An 18,752-nucleotide genomic window follows, 5' to 3' on the forward strand; every position below is an offset into this window, starting at 1 on the left:
TTTCATTTTTAAATTATCTTGGTAAGCAAACGGTTAAATCTGTAAGATTTGTTGTGTTAATTGTCACTTGGTTAATTAAATTGCTAATGATTGATATTTTTTTAATTAAAAAGGTGTTTTTTCTAGACATCTGCCCATTCGATCTTTAGAATGCGCCCAATTTGCCAAAAATTTGCCCAATTTTATGTTTTTGGCATTGATTTAGAGTCTTAAATCTGAATTAATATGCATGAAATGTGATTTATTATTCTCTGGAGGGCGTTTTGATTAAATCAGCTATACTGGTTCTAGAAGATGGGACCGAATTCCACGGCAAGTCGATTGGCGCAGAAGGCGCCGCCATCGGTGAAGTCGTTTTTAACACTTCAATGACTGGTTATCAAGAGATACTAACCGACCCGTCTTACTCCCAACAAATTGTTACTCTCACCTATCCCCACATTGGCAACACCGGCGTTAATCATTCAGACGAAGAATCAGAAACTATTCATGCTCAAGGCTTAATTATTCGTGATTTGCCATTAGTGATGAGCAATTATCGTGCTCAAGAAACATTATCTGATTATCTTAAACGCCATAATATTGTTGCAATTGCAGATATTGATACACGTAAGTTAACGCGCTTATTGAGAGAAAAAGGCGCACAAAATGGCTGTATTATCGCCGGGGATCGCCTTGATAGCCATGTTGCGCTCGAAAAGGCTAAATCATTTCCGGGTTTAAAAGGCATGGATTTAGCCAAAACAGTAACCGTTAAACAACCTTATCAGTGGACTCAAGGCAGTTGGACGTTAGAAAATGGATTACCAGAGGCTAAATTGGCGGCTGAATTGCCATTGCATATTGTGGCATATGATTTCGGTGTGAAACGTAATATTTTACGCATGTTAGTTGATCGTGGATGTCGAGTGACTGTTGTGCCTGCACAAACGCCAGCGCAAGATGTTTTAGCGCTTTCACCTGATGGTATTTTTCTTTCAAATGGCCCCGGGGATCCAGAGCCCTGTGAGTATGCCATTAACGCCATTCAAACCTTTTTAACTACTGATATTCCGGTATTTGGTATTTGTTTAGGGCATCAGCTATTAGCATTAGCGAGCGGTGCAAAAACCATCAAAATGAAATTTGGTCATCATGGTGGTAACCATCCGGTTAAAGATTTAGATAAAAATACGGTGATGATCACAGCGCAAAATCATGGGTTTGCTGTTGATGAAACATCTCTTCCCGCCAATTTACGAGTGACACATAAATCTCTGTTTGATGGTTCTTTACAAGGCATTCATCGTACAGATAAACCAGCATTTAGTTTCCAAGGCCATCCAGAAGCCAGCTCTGGGCCACATGATGCCGCACCTCTTTTTGATCACTTTATCGAGCTAATCGCGCAATATCGTCAAAACCTGCAATCAGTAACAACAAAATAAATCAGGAGCGAAAGAAAATGGCTAAAAGAACAGATATCAAAACAATCCTGATTTTAGGTGCAGGGCCGATTGTAATCGGACAAGCGTGTGAATTTGATTATTCAGGCGCTCAAGCATGTAAAGCTCTACGTGAAGAGGGATATCGAGTTGTTTTGGTAAATTCAAATCCTGCAACCATTATGACCGATCCTGAAATGGCCGATGCAACGTACATTGAGCCTATTCACTGGCAAGTTGTGAGAAAAATTATTGAAAAAGAGCGCCCTGATGCGGTATTACCGACAATGGGTGGGCAGACAGCACTGAACTGCGCTTTAGAATTGGAGCGCCAAGGTGTTTTAGCTGAGTTTGGTGTCACCATGATTGGGGCAACAGCTGATGCGATTGATAAAGCAGAAGATAGGCAACGCTTTGATAAAGCGATGAAAAAAATCGGCTTAGATACTGCTCGTTCAGGTATTGCACATAATCTTGATGAAGCTTTTGCTGTCGCTGAACAAGTTGGTTTTCCTTGTATTATTCGCCCTTCATTCACGATGGGCGGAACGGGTGGCGGTATTGCCTATAATCGTGAAGAATTTGAAGAAATCTGTATTCGTGGTTTAGATTTATCACCAACCAATGAACTATTAATTGATGAATCACTGATTGGTTGGAAAGAGTACGAAATGGAAGTCGTGCGTGATAAAAACGACAACTGCATTATCGTCTGCTCTATCGAAAACTTCGATGCAATGGGAATTCATACGGGGGATTCCATTACTGTCGCGCCAGCACAAACACTTACCGACAAAGAATATCAAATTATGCGTAACGCCTCGATGGCAGTATTACGTGAGATAGGTGTTGAAACGGGTGGCTCTAATGTTCAGTTTGCTGTTGATCCTAAAACAGGGCGTTTGATTGTTATTGAAATGAATCCTCGAGTGTCACGCTCTTCTGCCTTGGCATCCAAAGCAACAGGTTTTCCAATTGCTAAAGTTGCCGCAAAATTAGCAGTAGGTTATACCCTCGATGAGCTGATGAATGACATCACAGGAGGAAGAACTCCTGCTTCTTTCGAGCCTTCTATTGATTATGTTGTGACAAAAATCCCTCGCTTTAATTTTGAAAAATTTGCAGGAACCAATGACAGATTAACTACGCAAATGAAATCTGTTGGTGAAGTGATGGCAATCGGTAGAACGCTACAAGAATCTATGCAAAAAGCGTTACGAGGCCTTGAAGTTGGGGCAACGGGTTTTGATCCTAAAGTTGATTTAGACGACCCTGAAGCATTAACCAAAATTCGTCGAGAGCTAAAAGATGCAGGTTCTGACCGAATTTGGTATATCGCAGATGCTTTCCGAGCAGGGCTGTCTGTTGATGGTGTGTTTAACCTTACTAATATTGATCGTTGGTTCTTAGTTCAAATTGAAGAAATTGTTCGTCTTGAAGAAAAAGTCGGTGAAATAGGCATCAACGGGTTGAGTGCTGATTTCTTACGTCAGCTAAAACGTAAAGGCTTCGCTGATGCGCGTTTAGCAAAAATACTTAACGTAAAAGAGCACGTTATTCGCCAATTACGAGAACAATATCAGCTACATCCAGTCTATAAACGTGTTGATACGTGTGCGGCTGAATTTGCGACTGATACAGCTTATATGTACTCGACTTATGAAGAAGAGTGTGAGGCAAATCCCCATCAAAACAAACCTAAAGTCATGATCTTAGGTGGGGGACCAAATCGTATAGGCCAAGGAATTGAATTTGATTATTGCTGTGTACATGCGGCGCTTGCGTTACGTGAGGACGGTTACGAAACCATCATGGTGAACTGTAACCCTGAAACGGTTTCAACAGATTATGACACTTCTGACAGACTCTATTTTGAACCTGTCACATTAGAAGATGTGCTTGAAATTGTACGTATCGAAAAGCCGAAAGGGGTCATCGTGCAATATGGTGGGCAAACCCCACTGAAATTAGCAAGAGCGCTAGAAGCTGAAGGTGTGCCAGTCATTGGTACAACACCAGATGCTATTGATAAAGCCGAAGATCGTGAACGCTTCCAAAAAGCCGTTGATAAATTAGGCTTAAAACAGCCTGAAAATGCTACTGTAACAGCGTTAGAAGAGGCGGTAGAAAAAGCACACTTGATTGGTTATCCACTGGTAGTTCGCCCTTCTTATGTCCTTGGTGGGCGCGCAATGGAAATTGTTTATGACGAAGTTGATTTACGTCGCTATTTCCAAACCGCTGTCAGTGTGTCAAACGATGCCCCTGTCTTATTAGACCGTTTTCTTGATGATGCGATTGAAGTCGATATTGATGCGATTTGTGACGGCAAACAAGTCGTGATTGGCGGTATTATGGAGCATATCGAACAAGCAGGTGTTCACTCCGGTGACTCAGCTTGCTCATTGCCTGCTTATACCCTAAGTAAAGAAATTCAAGATGTGATGCGTAAACAGGTTCGTGAACTTGCTTTTGAGTTAGGTGTAAAAGGGTTAATGAATGCACAATTTGCGGTGAAAGGTGATGATGTTTATCTCATCGAAGTCAATCCTCGAGCTGCTCGAACTGTGCCTTTTGTGTCAAAAGCTACGGGTGTGCCATTAGCTAAAGTTGCTGCGCGTGTCATGATTGGCCAAAGCCTTGAAGAGCAGGGTGTAACAAAAGAAGTTATTCCCCCTTATTACTCAGTAAAAGAAGTCGTTTTACCTTTCAATAAGTTTGCAGGCGTTGATCCGATTTTAGGGCCAGAAATGCGTTCAACAGGTGAAGTGATGGGCGTTGGAACAACCTTTGCACAAGCTTTTGCTAAAGCGATGTTGGGTAGCAACTCTACCATGAAGAAAAAAGGTAGAGCACTTCTTTCTGTGCGAGAGGGTGATAAAAAGCGTGTTGTTGATTTGGCGACGAAATTACTAAAAAGTGGATTTGAATTAGATGCTACACATGGTACAGCTATTGTATTAGGTGAAGCAGGAATAAATCCACGTTTAGTCAATAAAGTGCATGAAGGGCGACCGCATATTGAAGATAGAATTAAAAATGGTGAATATGACTATATTGTGAATACCACTTCTGGTCGTCAAGCCATTGAAGATTCAAAGATTATTCGTCGTAGTGCATTAAGATATAAAGTCCATTATGACACGACATTAAATGGTGGATTTGCGACAACACTGTCATTAACGGCAGATCCTACAGCGGATGTGATATCAGTCCAAGAGATGCATAAAAATATAAATAAAGCTTAAGTTTATTTATTGTTGTCATAATAATCCCGAATATAAGGAAACTCGTATTCGGGATTTTTTCTATTACTATTCAAAATAAAGAAAATTACATGGAAAAAAACCACATTATTTTTAAATAATGTGGTTTTAAATTTAATTTATTTGTTTATCAATAGGCGCCATTAAAGCCATTCCAGTTGAAGTTCTTTGTTACTTCTTGTTTATTTCCATATACATCTATGGTTAGTTTAAATACACCATGACCTGAGTCTTTAAACCTACATTCTTTATCAATAGCATATTGTGATGATGTTGTCTTAAATTCATAAATACTCCCCGAGTTTTTATCCAAGGCAAAAGAATCTGGATAAACTACATTTTGATTAATTACTCCTTGTGATAGGTTCGATGGATTTAACGTTATATTATCTATTTTCGCAGTTAACTTGATTGGATAAAGTAAATTTTTAGTATCACCCTTAAATTCTATTCTAGGTATTACCGTAAAGTGTGTGGTGCTTGTTCCCCACTGGTCTTGGCAAGATGATGCTGAACTACCACTATCTGTATATAAAAATTGAGAATTAAGACTAATTGAAATTAAATTTTCAGCCGTTTGTGCGGAAATTGATTTAACGGCAATGTTATATTCTTTAGGATAAGGTTTATCATTTAAATCAAACGTGATCACTTTTAATTTCAAATTTTGTGGCTTATTTATGTAAGGTTCAGTTGGAGAGATAATAACAGGATCAGTTATATTGTTTTTAGGGCTATAATTTTGTCTTTCCTCTCGTTGGAGCAAATTATTCTTATCATCATACAGTTCAAAGTTAATAGCATGAGGTGTTTCTATTGAGCTCCAATTAACAGTAAAGCTATTATCTGAGATGTAAATAGGTTGCCAAGATAAATTGTTAGCATTTGAGGCAATCGTCTCTCTACCGGCAGACTGAAATTTTACTGAATCAATCGTAATATAAGGTGCAGGTTTTACCATAATATTATAACTATTATGGTTATCATGATAATAAGCATCATCTTTAATTGATAATGTGAGTGTGGCTCTTCCTACACTTAAGTGGGTGATCGCACCTTCCGGAGTGACTTCTACAACACTTGGATTACTACTACTCCAAATGGCATTAATATTAGTAGGCAGTGGAGGAGTCGGTGCCTGAGCTGTCAATACGCCACTTGACAACGCATCAACAATTAATGTTTCATCTGAATTTTTAAAATGATAATTTATTGTGCCTTTATCTTGCGTGTAATTAATGATTGTACTTGATGACTTAAATTGTTCTGTTGCTTGAGATAATACGGTAATGCTTGTATCGCCTGGTTTTATTGGTGTAATTTTTCCTTGTTCATCGACTGCTATTATAGCTTGTTTGTAATTGACAAATTGTTTAGGTGGTGGGTTATTTGTGGCATCTTTATTGGTATATAAAAGCACCACTTGTTGCGGAATATTATCATTCCAAATTGAGTTTAATTGAGATTCTTTGGCGACTAGTCCGACATCCGCTTTCTCAATCACCAAAGGATAACTACTTTGAGCAGGTTGATATTGATTATTACCTGATGTTTGTAGTGTGATAATAGCAGTACCTGCTTTTTTCATTGAAATGCTACCGGTAGCCGTATTAATAGAGGCAATAGCCGGATCGGAGCTAGACCACATCACGTCAATATTATTAGGCAATCCTGTATAACCTAGTGCGCTGATTGGTGCAGAAGCGTAGGTTTCTTGCTGGATTTGTTTGTCAAAAATAATATTAGGTTTTGGGATAGTGACTTTTATGGTTAATGGTTTTGCAATGGTTAATCCTTCCGCTTCAGCAGTTAAGATAATATCTGTTTTAACATTTGAAGTAAGATTGGTTTGATATTTACCATTTCCTAATGAATTTAGTGGGTTATCACTAAAATTAGGCTTACCACTGACTGTTTTTATCGAAACTGTTTTACCATCAATCGTATTATCGTATTTATCTATTAAATTTACAGCGAGTAGGGCGCTATCTTTATCATCTCCTCCTATTGATTGACGGCTACTCGTAAAGGTTGATTTATTGACATCGATATTAGTTGGATTTACGGTTACATCCTGAATTTGCTTATGATTATTTAAATCAAGATAAGCACTCATTTTCAATATACCCGCAACCGTGCTGGTGACTTTTGTTCTTGCGATACCATTTGTATCTGTATAGGTACTAAAGTCATAGTCATCAGCTAAACCTTGTAACTTCCATGACACAATAACGTTAGGCAATATATTGTCATTAGCATCCACTATAGTTGCTTGATAATTAACCCCTTTATCTCCAGCAATCATACTTGTTCTATCGACATTGACAGATTTGATTTGCCAGGTTGTTGCATCGGCATGAAGCTGTAAAGTTTTTTGTTTTTTGAAATCAACACCGTTAACTTTAACACTTAATTGTGCCGTACCTGATTTAGTCCCCGTTGCTTCAATTTCATAATGACCCGGAGAGACTTGTTTGGCTGGGCTAAACTGAATCGTTGGGTTATTAGCGATCCCTTCAACTTGCTGATCTGGCAGAATATTACCGCCTTTATCTTTAATTGTTAAAGTGAGTAATGCTTTATCTGTGCCATTGGCGATGATTGTTGCCGGTATTAAGTTGATTTCTGAACTGTTTTCATCAACATCATCTGCCACAAAATTGACATCAGGGGCAGAATAACTACCTGAAATTAATACGGCGTTAACTTTAGCAATACCCGCAGGATTACGTGTTAATTTAACGTCAGCAATACCTTTGCTGTCTGTAAATGTCAGTGGTTTAGCAAGTAAACTATCTTTATCCGTTGTCCATGTCACACTAACGCCACTGTTAACAGGATTATTATTTTTATCACTGATATAAGCGTGGTAAATGATAGTATCGCCTGCATTAGGTTGTGTATTACTTATCACAAATTTGTCAACTTTGGCTGTCTGGTTGTTAGGCATAACAGTTAATTGCGCTGTTTGTGTGAGTGTGACCGAATTAACTTTAGCACTGATCGTTGTTTGACCTGCTTTTAATGCACTAACTTGAGCTTGATAAACCCCAGTTGAGATTTCATTAAATGCTGTTGTGGTTGCGGTTAAATCAGTACTGTAGTTAACGCTGATGTTGTTCTCTAGCCCTGTTAATAAATTATCGTATTTATCTTTTAACGTTAACGTGATTTGAGAATGCCCCGTTTCAGAAATAATCGTGTTAGGGATAAGCGATAATTGAGATTTATCAGCAGAAATCACATCAGTATTAAAGTTAATCAGATGGTCTGCATCGAGAGATTGTTGGCTATCAAGCATCGCTGTAACTTGCGCAATACCTGCTTGCGTACTACTTAAGGTAATTTCTGCAATCCCATTTTTATCGGTTTTACTGATAGGTAATGAAAGTTTGCCTAGAGAAGTTAACCAACCCACAGCAACGCCTTCCATATTTGAATTACCTTGTTTATCAACAATTTTTGCACGGATAACAACTTTATCTTTCCCATTTGCGGTGACATCAAAAGGCGCGATAACATTAACCTCATTAATTATGGCATTTTGCTTATCAGCGATAAAACCAAGAGGTTGAGTTAAATTAAAGGTATTACTTGCATTCGTATATTGGGCACGAATAAGACTAATACCTTCTTGTTTACCGCTGATGGTTGTCTGATAAATGCCAGTATTGATTTCTTTGAGTGCACTAAATTTTATGGTGTTGTTGTCACCAGAGAGAGTAATAAATTTATTTTGTTTCGGAACTGGATTACCAAATTTATCTTTTAAGTTTATTGTGCCGGTAGCAAGTGATTGGCCATTGGCAATAATAGATTGAGGTTCAATCAAAAATGTACTTTGTGATGTATTAACTTGACCGGCAATAAAACGAAGATTTGTTGTAGCGCTTTGGCTATTTTCCAGAGTTGCTGTAACAGTTGTCGGTTGTGCTTCAGTTCCTTTTATTACAATTTGTACATTCCCATTGTCATCTGTTTTGACCATATTCTTACTCAACACATTATGGGTTGAAGACCAGAATACGGATTGTTTTATTAATGGATTATTTTCAGCATCCGTAACATGTGCCATTAAGGTAATTGTATCGTGATTATCTGCGATCGCTTCTGTTTTGTTATTTACAGCTGTTAAGACAATATTGGCACTATTCGGGTCGGCAATAGCGGTGAGTGTCAATTGTGCTTTTTCTTTATTTGAAAGCGTGGCAATAATCTCTGTTGCACCTGCTTTTTTGGTTTGAATTTTATTGGTTGTTTGGCCTTGATTATCGGTCACACTCTTTTGTTTATCGAGTGTGGTAGAGGCACTAGATTGCCATTCAACAGTGACGTTTGGTAATGTATTACCAAATTTATCTTTCACCACGGCGGTGAGTATTGCTTGTTCTTTATTGTCTGCAATTAATTCAGTTTTATTCGTGGTTAAAGTGATTAAACCTTGTTTGTTATTCGCAATAAAAGTAATCGGTAATGCATCAAGTGATTCATTACCAATACGGGCTGTGACAATAACATCAAAGGCTTGAGTACTGGTTACTGTCGTTTGAGCAACACCTTGGTTATCTGTTGTTGAAACTTCATTAATAGGAACAATCTGTTGGTCCCGATTAGTAGACCAAATTATTTTCGCATTCGGTAAGATGTTGTGATTTTTATCTTCAACAACGGCGGTAAATGTTACTGCTGTTTTGCCATCTGCAATATAGGGGGCTGCCGATGGTGTCACTGAAATAATTCTACCGTTGGATTGATCGGCAATAAATTGCGTTGTCTTTTTCGTGTCTATTTTATTAACCCGTGCTATTACAGTGACTGTGCCTGCTATTTGACTGGTCATAGTTGTTGATGCATTACCTTGACTGTCCGTCAGTAACTCAGTTTTTTTAAGCTGAGCTTGATTATCAGCAGATAATTGAATTTTGGCATTGGGAACAGGGTTGTTATTTTTATCTATGATATTGAAAGCAATTAACTTTTCATCGGTTCCATTGGCAAATGAACTATTTGGGTTAATAGTGAAAGTGTTTATTTTTGCTGAATTAATATCGGCAATGAAATCAACATTAGTTGAATAGGTAATGTTTTTAACACTCGCATTAATTATGCTTTTACCAATATGTGTATTGGTGATTGGAACAATGATTTTACCTTCAGCATCAGTATTTGCTTGCCCAATAATTGTTGCGCCATTATCCGCAGTAAAAGAGACTGGATAGTTAGGAATTCTATTGGCATTAATATCAGTTACAATAGCTTGAATTTTATTTTGGCTTTTACCATCAGCAGGTGCGTGGTTTTTAATCACGGTTAATCCACCTTTAGCAATAATGGCAGAATGTGGATCAGCAATAAAAGTCACTTGTGCCTGATTAAAGGTGTTATCTCTAAATTTGGGCGTTAATGTCACTGTTTCAGGCGTACTTCCTGCGGTGATTGTAACTTGATATTTCCCTGCATCAATTCTACTGAAATGTGAAACTTGGCTATTGCCAGCTGGATTATCAGACTGAATATTTAATGAAAGTTCTTTTAGATTGATATCAATGGGAAGTTTATCGTTATCGAGGATTGATAAGATCAGATTTTGTGCAGAATGATTGTCGGCAGGTAGTTGCGTTGTTTTTGGTGTAAATTGGCTATTTTGTGTATTAATCGCAGATTGATCAACCGTGACTTGACTCTGTACTGGATCAGAACGATTACCTTGTTCATCAATAGCAACAGCGCTTATTGTGTAGCTATTTGTTTCTGCTGAACCAGCGATATGACGAGGAAGAATGATTGAGTAACTAAGATTGTTATTATGATTAATCTTACCTCCATTGGCAATTAAGCGGCTCGCAGACCATTCAATTTGTTTAACGGGATATTTAGAGTGCACTTGCACACCTAAATCTTTTTCTTCTTTTGCGTAACCATTAATTGTCGGTGCAATAGAGAGGAATACTAAGGTTTTCTTTTTATATTCAAGAACAATGTCGTTGTTTCTATTTACAAAATCATAGCGATTCCCAGACATTAAACGTGTTGCTCTAACATTATCTGGATTAAGTTGTGAAGAGAGTGATTCCCCAAGTCGATATTGGATATTTATATCAAATTTATTATCACTATTATCGTTTAAACCAAAACGACGTTCAGCACCGAAGGTAATTAAAGGCACTGGTGTATAAGTAAGTCCAGCTGTATAAGCGTGGGGGTTTTCTTGGCGATTATCTTTGCCAAATAACCCGACTTCTTTACCGTAATATTGTTCAAAAATAAGTTTTGCACCTAGTTGTGGATAAGCAGGCAGGTAGCCTTCTGTACGAATATCCCAACCATTAGCTGGACGCTCGTTATAATCCATAACATCGTCAGAAGTACGCCAGTTAGATAGACGGTGGTAATGATTTACACTTAATTTAAAATAGTCTCGCCATACTTCAGCACCCACACCGAAACGGCTGTGATATCGACTTAAATCGTAGTCATAAAAAGCATTAAGACCAACCATAAATTTATCAGTAAAATGTCGATAACCAATGCCTTGGTTTAATTGGCTACGAGAATCTTTACGATGATAACTGGTTTGAGAGAAAACTAAGTTCTTCTCGCTATCATAGAGTGGAATAAGAAGATCAGCAGAGCTTCCTTCCAAGGTGAATTTTTTATCTGTTGAAAGTGAGACTTGAGCATGACCAAATTGATTTAACCATTGTTCTATTTGTTGATTGGCTTTACTTGAAATTCGGCTTATTGCATATTGCGTCGCATCGGTATCTTTATTTAATAAAGATGAATTATCGACAATAATTTGAGCTAGTTCTTGCTCGTTAGTCGAAGGGATAGGAATATCTTGATTGTTATTATTTAACCATTTTTTTGTCAATAAAGATTCGTTGGGTATATTAAGTGTTATACCTGCCTTTATTTTTAATTTGCCGACTAAAGAGACATAATCAGGATTAGCCTCAATAAGTTTAAATAGTTTTATATTAAATTGCTTGGCGATAGATTCTGGTGTATCACCTGCTTTAACTTGATAGGTTTCCTGTTTTTTTAATAAATTAATAGCTTGTTTTTCTTGGTTATTTCCATTAGCAAACACATTTGCTGGCAGCGTTGCAGAGATAGGAAAAGCCAGTTGAATAAAGATATTAAACCAAGCAACTTTCTTTGTGATAGAAGAAAGCTGAGGGGTTAGTCCACTTTTAAATTTTGTCATTTTAAACTCACCAAAATAAATAATGATGAGATTCTCTTATTTATAGATGTTTTAGATATCAGAAAGTGAACGTGAATTAATTAATTTAGGTATATGTAAAAAATTGAGGTCAAAAAATAAAATGGAAGTAAAAAGAAGGCTGAATATTTTTTTATAGAAAAGCCAATAGAAAATCTATTCTATTGGCTTTTTAATTAAGGAACAAAAATTAGATATCGACAAAGAGATCAGGATCAGGACCTAAACGTTTTTTCTGTTCAAGAACGGTAATTTCAGCTACTTCTTCTTTTTCTAATTTAAAATCAAAAATATGGAAGTTTTCTTCAATACGAGAAGGCGTAACTGATTTTGGAATAACCACAAGTCCACTGTCTAAATGCCAGCGTAAAACAATTTGCGCTGGGGTTTTATGGTATTTTTTAGCCAGTTTTTGAATAATGGGCTGATCAAAGACACCTTCACCACCTTGTGCTAATGGGCTCCAAGATTCAGTCACAATATTATGAGTAGTATTCCAAGCTCTTAATGGTGCTTGCTGCATTAATGGATGAATTTCAATCTGATTAATAACAGGAGTGACACCGGTTTCTGTAATGATGCGTTCCAGATGTTCTTCTTTAAAATTACAGACACCAATGCTTTTTACTAATCCTTCTTTTTGCAGAACAATCATTTGTTTCCAAGCTTCGACATAAAGTTCTCGTGAAGGAGCCGGCCAATGCATTAAATAGAGATCAATATAATCAAGTTGCAAACGCTGGAGACTTTCTAATAAAGCACCACGGGCATGAGACTGATCGTTATTCCATAATTTTGTTGTGATAAAAAGTTCATCACGAGGAACGGTGATCTGTTTTAACGCTTTACCTACACCTTCCTCATTGTGATAAATCGCTGCTGTATCAAAAAGACGATAGCCTGTATCAAGTGCGTGATGAATAGCTTTAACAACTTGATGATTATCTGCTTTCCACACACCAAGACCAAGTTGTGGGATGGTATTTCCATCAGATAATTTGATCAGTTTAGGTTTATCCATTTTTACCTCCAGAGTCGCATAAAGTACTTAGAGTGCCGCTGTATAAATACGTTGACTGACTTCTAATGTGATATCTTGATGCTCACCGAGTGCAACTTGTCCATGCTCTTCCAATTTTCGCACTAATGCGGGAATATCTTCTTCACCGATTTTGAAATCAGCCAGTCGAGTTCTAAGTCCCATTAATTCAAAGAATTTTCGAGTTTCATTAATCGCAGTTTCAATTTTAAAAGCGTCAGAACCTTGGTTTATGCCCCAAACTTTTTGTGCATATTGAATTAATTTGCCGTATTTAGCTTGGCGTTTTTCATTTAATAATGCAGGTAAAACAATAGCGAGGGTTTGCGCATGATCGAGTCCGTGTAAAGCCGTGAGTTCGTGACCTAATGCATGAGTTGCCCAATCTTGAGGAACACCCACACCAAGAATACCATTTAGCGCTTGTGATGCCGTCCACATTATATTAGCACGAATATCATAGTCTGTAGGTGATGTCAGTGCTTTTGGTCCTTGATCAATCAAAATACGTAAAAGGCCTTCGGCATACTCATCTTGTACACGAGCATTCACTGGATAAGTGAGATATTGCTCTAAGATATGAATAAAAGCATCAACAACACCGTTGGCTGTTTGTCTTGGTGGTAAAGAATAAGTAGTTGTTGGATCTAAAATAGCACAATGAGGGTAAATATGAGGACTGGCAAAGCTTTGTTTATCCATTGTCTGTTTTCTGCTGATAACAGAGAAACTGTTGGTTTCAGTACCTGTTGCAGGAAGTGTTAATACACAACTTAAAGGTATCGCTTTCTCAATGACTTTACCGCGACTTGTTACAATTTCCCATGGCTCGCCTTTATAAGGGATAGCGGCTGCAATAAATTTTGTACCATCAATAACGGAACCACCACCGACGGCTAATAAATGCGTGATCCCGTGGTATCTGGCGTAAGAAACGGCTTTCATTAGTGTTTCATAGGAAGGATTCGGCTCAATACCACCAAATTCATGAATTTGATGGCCAGGAAGTGCAGTATAAATTTGGTCTAATACGCCATTGCGTTTAATACTACCACCACCATAAGTTAATAAGATACGCTCATTTTTGTCTATTTCAGAACGTAATTTTTCTATTTGGCCTTGACCAAAATGGAGGCGAGTCGGTGAGTAATAAGTAAAGTTTTGCATTTTGTATCCACCTTAATTTATTGTTCTGAATATACAGTTATGACAAATCATCAGGAAAAAGTGTTTTACTGTATCTAGATAAAATAACATGACACCAATATAACTATAAGGTTATGGAAATGAGAATGGAATGGCTTTTCTTATGACCATAACGGTTCATATTGTTGTTAATTTATAAGGAGTAATATGGAAAGTCATTATTTAACATTAAACCAAGAACACTGGGATAAACAAGCCGCAATGGAAAATCAGTGGTCTAAACCTGTTAGTGATGACGATATTATTGCGGCTAAAAAAGGTCACTGGAAAGCCCATTTAACGCCGAATCCCGTTGCTTTTATTGCAAGATTTTGTTGAAGGCTTCGCGCCTTATGCACGTTTTTTGGTTGATAATTATATTCCTACTTTTCTCGCATCAAAAGCGATAAAGCTTTAACGATAAACAGATTACGATAAAAAATGATGGTGATAAATATAAACGGATTTTTACTAATATATTAATAAGTAGGAGATAAGATAATGAACAACTGAACTTTGCAAGTGCTAGATGATTAAAAAACGCCATTATGATGTTTAAAATAATGGCGTTTTTTTGAATTACTTATTACTGGTGCTATTTTTACGATGGCGAATATACATTACGATAGAGCCAATTAAACCTGCGCTTAAGAGCAATACAGGCAATGTCATCAAAATATTCATCACTAATGTTTCATGCTTTTGAATAAAGGGAATTAAATTCAACACATAACCTAGTGACACAATAATACCTACCCATAGAAAGCCACTTAACCAGTTAAATATTTGAAAGCGACGTTGTTGTAATTCGGATAATCCCGCTAACGTGGGTAATAATGTTCGAACAAAACCAATAAAACGGCCAATCAATAAAGCATATAAGCCTTGACGATGGAAAAGATCATTCGCTTTATGGTGATATTGCTCAGGTAGTTGTGCCATCCAGCGTTTAACTACTTTTGTGTCACTGAGCCATCGGCCTTGTAAAAAGCCTAACCAACTCCCAAAACTGGCAGCTGTACCTAATACGATGATGGTTGGAAAGAAATGTAAAACATCTTTCGCAATAAGTGCACCACATAGAATAAGCAGTGTATCTCCGGGTAAAAATGCTGCGGGTAATACCCCATTTTCCAGCATAATAATAACAAAAAGAACAATATAGATAACCCACAACACATTAGGATTAGCCAGCACCATATAATCATGTTGCATTAATGCGTGAATTATCTCTTTTAATGTTTCCATTAGCGAACTCGCATTAAAAAAGACTTTATGTTCGCTATTCTAACGCAAAATAAAGACAACAGTTTGATTTAATCCCTGTGGAGCCACAGGGATAGATTTTTTTTAATAAAAAATTCATTCTTTATTAAGAAATACGTAAAAATGCGGATTCGAGATCTGCAATCAGATCGTCTACATTTTCTAATCCAATATGAACACGGAATAATGTGCCTGTAAATTCGGGTTGTGTTTCGTACTGGCGCATAGCTTTAATATCATTAGGTTGATAACCCAAAATTAAAGATTCGAACCCACCCCATGAAAATGCCATTTTAAATAATGAGAAATTATCTAAGAAAAGAGCAAATTCTTCAGCAGTTAGGATTTTCTTTAAACTAAAAGAAAATAACCCGTTACTGCCTGAAAAATCACGTTGAAAATATTCATGACCTAGGCAAGAAGATAAGGCAGGGTGATAAACACTATCGACTAAAGGATGTTGTTTTAGCCAACGAGCGACTTCCAATGCACTTTGTTCATGCTGTTTCATTCTCACGGGTAATGTTCTGAGGCCTCTTGCTGTCATATACGCAGTATCAGGATCGACACATTGTCCTAATAAATAGGCATTTTCGCGTAATTGTGCCCAGCAACGTTCATTGGCAACAGCAAAACCTAACATGCCATCAGAGTGACCAATAATGTATTTTGTTGCTGATTGAATAGAAATATCAACACCAAGCATTAATGGTTTAAGTAATATTCCCGACGCCCAAGTGTTATCAATCATAATAATGATTTCAGGGTTATATTGGCGAACTGAATTGACTATTCCTTGTAGGTCTTGAATTTCCATCGTGATTGATCCTGGCGATTCAAGAAAAACGATTTTTGTTTCAGGGCGTAGTAATTGGCTGATCGCATTGCCGACTAAAGGATCAAAATAAGTCGTTGTGACTGAGAATTTACGTAAGATCTGATCACAAAAGTTTTGTGTGGGATCGTAAGCCGAACCCGTGACAAGAATATGATCACCTTGTTCAATAAACGCGAGTATAGATTGTGTGATTGCTGCAGCACCAGAAGGAAATAATGCGCATCCTGCACCTTGTTCTAATTCCGTGAGTGCTTCTTGTAAAGCAAAGTGTGTGGTTGTGCCTCTACGACCATAAAAAAGTGCGCCTTCAGCACGTTTTTTTGTTGCATCTCGTTTTTGCGCAACGGAATCAAAAATAACGGATGATGTTCGTTGTATAATTGGATTTACTGCGCCTTGAGAATATTTTTTAGCTCGACCAGAAAGGAGGAGTGAGGTTTCTTGTTGTTTTAGCGTCATCCTTAATACCTTCTTTTAAGTGATGGTGTGTTACCTCAAGTTAATTCATTTTTTGGATAAGTACAAAAGAGTTGCTGGGTAGTTGATAAAATTTCACGTTACGTGAAAGAACGATAATTTGTCTTAAAAATGGACAGATGGAAAAAAATCGCCAAATAGTAATGATAATTACTATCAAAATGCTTCATGTTTGATATCATTTGAGCGTTTTCTCTTTCCTGATGGCAAACAGGATGATTGTAAGTAAACGATTTTGGGTAAGTAATGACGTAAAAATGTCATTGCTGAATAAATAATTAGATAAAAAAGAGAGTAAAAGGCCAACTGATGCGTAATTTGACAGCTTCTATTCTATTGGCAATCGGTCTGACAGGCTCTGCTTTTGCGGATACGACTCCTGCCACACCAACTGAACAGCCAACTACTGCTGCCGTTTCTTCAACAGCTTCTACACCGATAACGACTACACAGACAACAGCTACTTCCGCTACGGCCTCTACAACGGGTAATGAAGCGAAGGCAGAAAGTACTGAAACCGCTAAGCCTGAAGGTGAAAATACATCTGTAATAACGGCTGAGAACTCAGAGAATGTACCTTCAGCGACAGAAAATACACCATCAGAAGTACAACCTGAAATGGTTGCAGGTGGCGGATTTGCAGAAGATTTGTCCGTTATGGGCATGTATCGTAATGCCGATTTAGTCGTTAAAAGTGTCATGATTGGCTTACTGTTAGCCTCTATTGTTACTTGGGCACTATTTTTCGCGAAAGGCAGCTACCTGCTCTCGCTGTGTCGCCGCTTAAGAAATGAGACGGCTCAGTTAGTTGAAGCTAAATCACTCAACGATGCGTTAGCAATTAGCAAAAAATTTGGTAATAAGAGTGCAACTGCTGATTTCTTTAATGATGCAGAATTAGAGCGTACTTACTCTCAAGAAAGTAAAGTGGCATCAGGCATTAAAGAACGTGTTGAAATGCGTATGGAACGTCGCGTTGCAGCAATTATCCGTGAATTAGGTCGCGGTAATGGTTACTTAGCCACAATCGGTGCAATTTCTCCTTTTATCGGCCTTTTTGGTACGGTTTGGGGGATCATGAATAGCTTTATCGGTATTGCACATTCTCAAACGACAAATCTTGCTGTTGTTGCGCCGGGAATTGCAGAAGCGTTATTAGCAACCGCGATTGGTCTGATTGCCGCTATTCCTGCGGTTATTATTTATAACATTTTTGCTCGTATGATCGCGGGTTATCGTGGTGAAATCGGTGATATCGCAACGGGTGTGGTGACATTAGTCAGCCGTGATTTAGATATCGAAAACAGCAAAGCAAGGTAATGAATTATGGCAATGCGTCTTGGTGATGATTCAGGTGATGATAATGAATTACATGATATCAATGTGACGCCTTTTATTGATGTCATGTTGGTTCTACTCATTATCTTTATGGTGGCGGCACCTTTAGCTACTGTTGATATAAAAGTAAATTTACCCGCTTCAAGTGCTAAACCCCAACCGCGCCCTGAAAAGCCTGTTTATTTAACGATTAAGTCGGATAAACAAATTTTCATTGGTGAAGAGATGGTCACACATGAAACGATGGCTAATGTGTTAGATACGATGACACAAGCAAACAAAGAGACAACAATCTTTTTCCAAGCGGATAAAACGGTTGATTATGAAACGTTAATGGCTGCAATGGATTCGCTAAGAAAAGCGGGTTATCTCAAAGTTGGGCTAGTGGGAATGGAAACCGTCTCTACAGGTGGTTAACATCTAGCAAATAAGTTATTTATCTAAGTATTATTACGCTATTTTAAAAGCACTTTATTTGTCGTTGTGAAATGATGAATAAAGTGCTTTTTTATTGTATAGGCGATATAGCATTTATATTTTTACCATTTTTAATGATTATCGATGTTATTAATAAAATTGAGTTAGAATAAAATTTAACTTTAGTATTAAATAATATTAATAATGGATAGATTAAGTTACAGAATAAATAGTTAATTAAGTTTATTGTGAGATAGCTGGCTGAATCAATTAA

Annotated in this window: 10 protein-coding genes; 5 read left to right on the forward strand and 5 right to left on the reverse strand. The window is 37.5% G+C overall.

The window, feature by feature from the left end; genetic code table 11:
• Positions 1-263: 263 nt before the first annotated feature.
• Entirely contained in the window at positions 264-1,427 is a 1,164-nt protein-coding gene (gene carA / locus H1225_RS00905) for a glutamine-hydrolyzing carbamoyl-phosphate synthase small subunit (RefSeq protein ID WP_219515503.1), read from the forward strand.
• A gap of 17 nt (positions 1,428-1,444) precedes the next feature.
• A complete protein-coding gene (gene carB, locus H1225_RS00910) occupies positions 1,445-4,672 on the forward strand; it encodes a carbamoyl-phosphate synthase large subunit (protein ID WP_161671094.1) in 3,228 nt (1,075 codons plus the stop codon).
• A gap of 148 nt (positions 4,673-4,820) precedes the next feature.
• Here carB and H1225_RS00915 read toward each other — a convergent pair whose 3' ends face one another.
• From H1225_RS00915 to H1225_RS00925, 3 genes are all read right to left on the reverse strand, one after another.
• Entirely contained in the window at positions 4,821-11,900 is a 7,080-nt protein-coding gene (locus tag H1225_RS00915; RefSeq protein WP_161725079.1) for an Ig-like domain-containing protein, read from the reverse strand.
• Between the two features lie 208 nt (positions 11,901-12,108).
• Positions 12,109-12,939: a 2,5-didehydrogluconate reductase DkgA gene (gene dkgA, locus H1225_RS00920; RefSeq protein WP_109399322.1), complete on the reverse strand. Its 831-nt coding sequence runs from the start codon at positions 12,937-12,939 to the stop codon at positions 12,109-12,111.
• A 27-nt stretch (positions 12,940-12,966) separates the two neighbouring features.
• On the reverse strand, positions 12,967-14,124 hold the full coding sequence (locus tag H1225_RS00925; protein WP_109399321.1) for an iron-containing alcohol dehydrogenase: 1,158 nt from the start codon (positions 14,122-14,124) through the stop codon (positions 12,967-12,969).
• A 186-nt stretch (positions 14,125-14,310) separates the two neighbouring features.
• Here H1225_RS00925 and H1225_RS00930 point away from each other — a divergent pair, with 186 nt between their 5' ends.
• Positions 14,311-14,481, forward strand: coding sequence for a hypothetical protein (locus H1225_RS00930; RefSeq protein ID WP_006535198.1), 171 nt, complete (start codon positions 14,311-14,313; stop codon positions 14,479-14,481).
• A 240-nt stretch (positions 14,482-14,721) separates the two neighbouring features.
• Here the strand turns inward: H1225_RS00930 and H1225_RS00935 are convergent, their stop codons facing one another.
• Both H1225_RS00935 and metC read right to left on the reverse strand, forming a co-directional pair.
• Positions 14,722-15,390 carry a DedA family protein gene (locus H1225_RS00935; RefSeq protein WP_006535197.1) on the reverse strand — a complete coding sequence of 223 codons (669 nt, stop codon included), beginning with the start codon at positions 15,388-15,390 and terminating at the stop codon, positions 14,722-14,724.
• Positions 15,391-15,514: 124 nt separating this feature from the next.
• Complete coding sequence (metC, locus tag H1225_RS00940) at positions 15,515-16,705, reverse strand: cystathionine beta-lyase (RefSeq protein WP_109847898.1); 1,191 nt, start codon at positions 16,703-16,705, stop codon at positions 15,515-15,517.
• Positions 16,706-17,032: 327 nt separating this feature from the next.
• Here metC and exbB point away from each other — a divergent pair, with 327 nt between their 5' ends.
• Both exbB and exbD read left to right on the forward strand, forming a co-directional pair.
• A complete protein-coding gene (gene exbB, locus H1225_RS00945; protein ID WP_239739391.1) occupies positions 17,033-18,043 on the forward strand; it encodes a tonB-system energizer ExbB in 1,011 nt (336 codons plus the stop codon).
• A 6-nt stretch (positions 18,044-18,049) separates the two neighbouring features.
• A complete protein-coding gene (exbD, locus tag H1225_RS00950; RefSeq protein WP_006535192.1) occupies positions 18,050-18,478 on the forward strand; it encodes a TonB system transport protein ExbD in 429 nt (142 codons plus the stop codon).
• The last annotated feature ends 274 nt before the right edge of the window (positions 18,479-18,752 follow it).

It is taken from the genome of Proteus penneri, from assembly GCF_022369495.1.
Taxonomy (GTDB): Bacteria; Pseudomonadota; Gammaproteobacteria; order Enterobacterales; family Enterobacteriaceae; genus Proteus; species Proteus penneri.

Bases quoted from the DNA above. Each gene is read 5' to 3' on its own strand.
- H1225_RS00925 (WP_109399321.1), bottom strand. From the start codon at position 14,124: ATGCAAAACTTTACTTATTACTCACCGACTCGCCTCCATTTTGGTCAA.
- H1225_RS00935 (WP_006535197.1), bottom strand. From the start codon at position 15,390: ATGGAAACATTAAAAGAGATAATTCACGCATTAATGCAACATGATTAT.
- metC (WP_109847898.1), bottom strand. From the start codon at position 16,705: ATGACGCTAAAACAACAAGAAACCTCACTCCTCCTTTCTGGTCGAGCT.
- dkgA (WP_109399322.1), bottom strand. From the start codon at position 12,939: ATGGATAAACCTAAACTGATCAAATTATCTGATGGAAATACCATCCCA.
- H1225_RS00930 (WP_006535198.1), top strand. From the start codon at position 14,311: ATGGAAAGTCATTATTTAACATTAAACCAAGAACACTGGGATAAACAA.
- exbD (WP_006535192.1), top strand. From the start codon at position 18,050: ATGGCAATGCGTCTTGGTGATGATTCAGGTGATGATAATGAATTACAT.
- exbB (WP_239739391.1), top strand. From the start codon at position 17,033: ATGCGTAATTTGACAGCTTCTATTCTATTGGCAATCGGTCTGACAGGC.
- carB (WP_161671094.1), top strand. From the start codon at position 1,445: ATGGCTAAAAGAACAGATATCAAAACAATCCTGATTTTAGGTGCAGGG.
- H1225_RS00915 (WP_161725079.1), bottom strand. From the start codon at position 11,900: ATGACAAAATTTAAAAGTGGACTAACCCCTCAGCTTTCTTCTATCACA.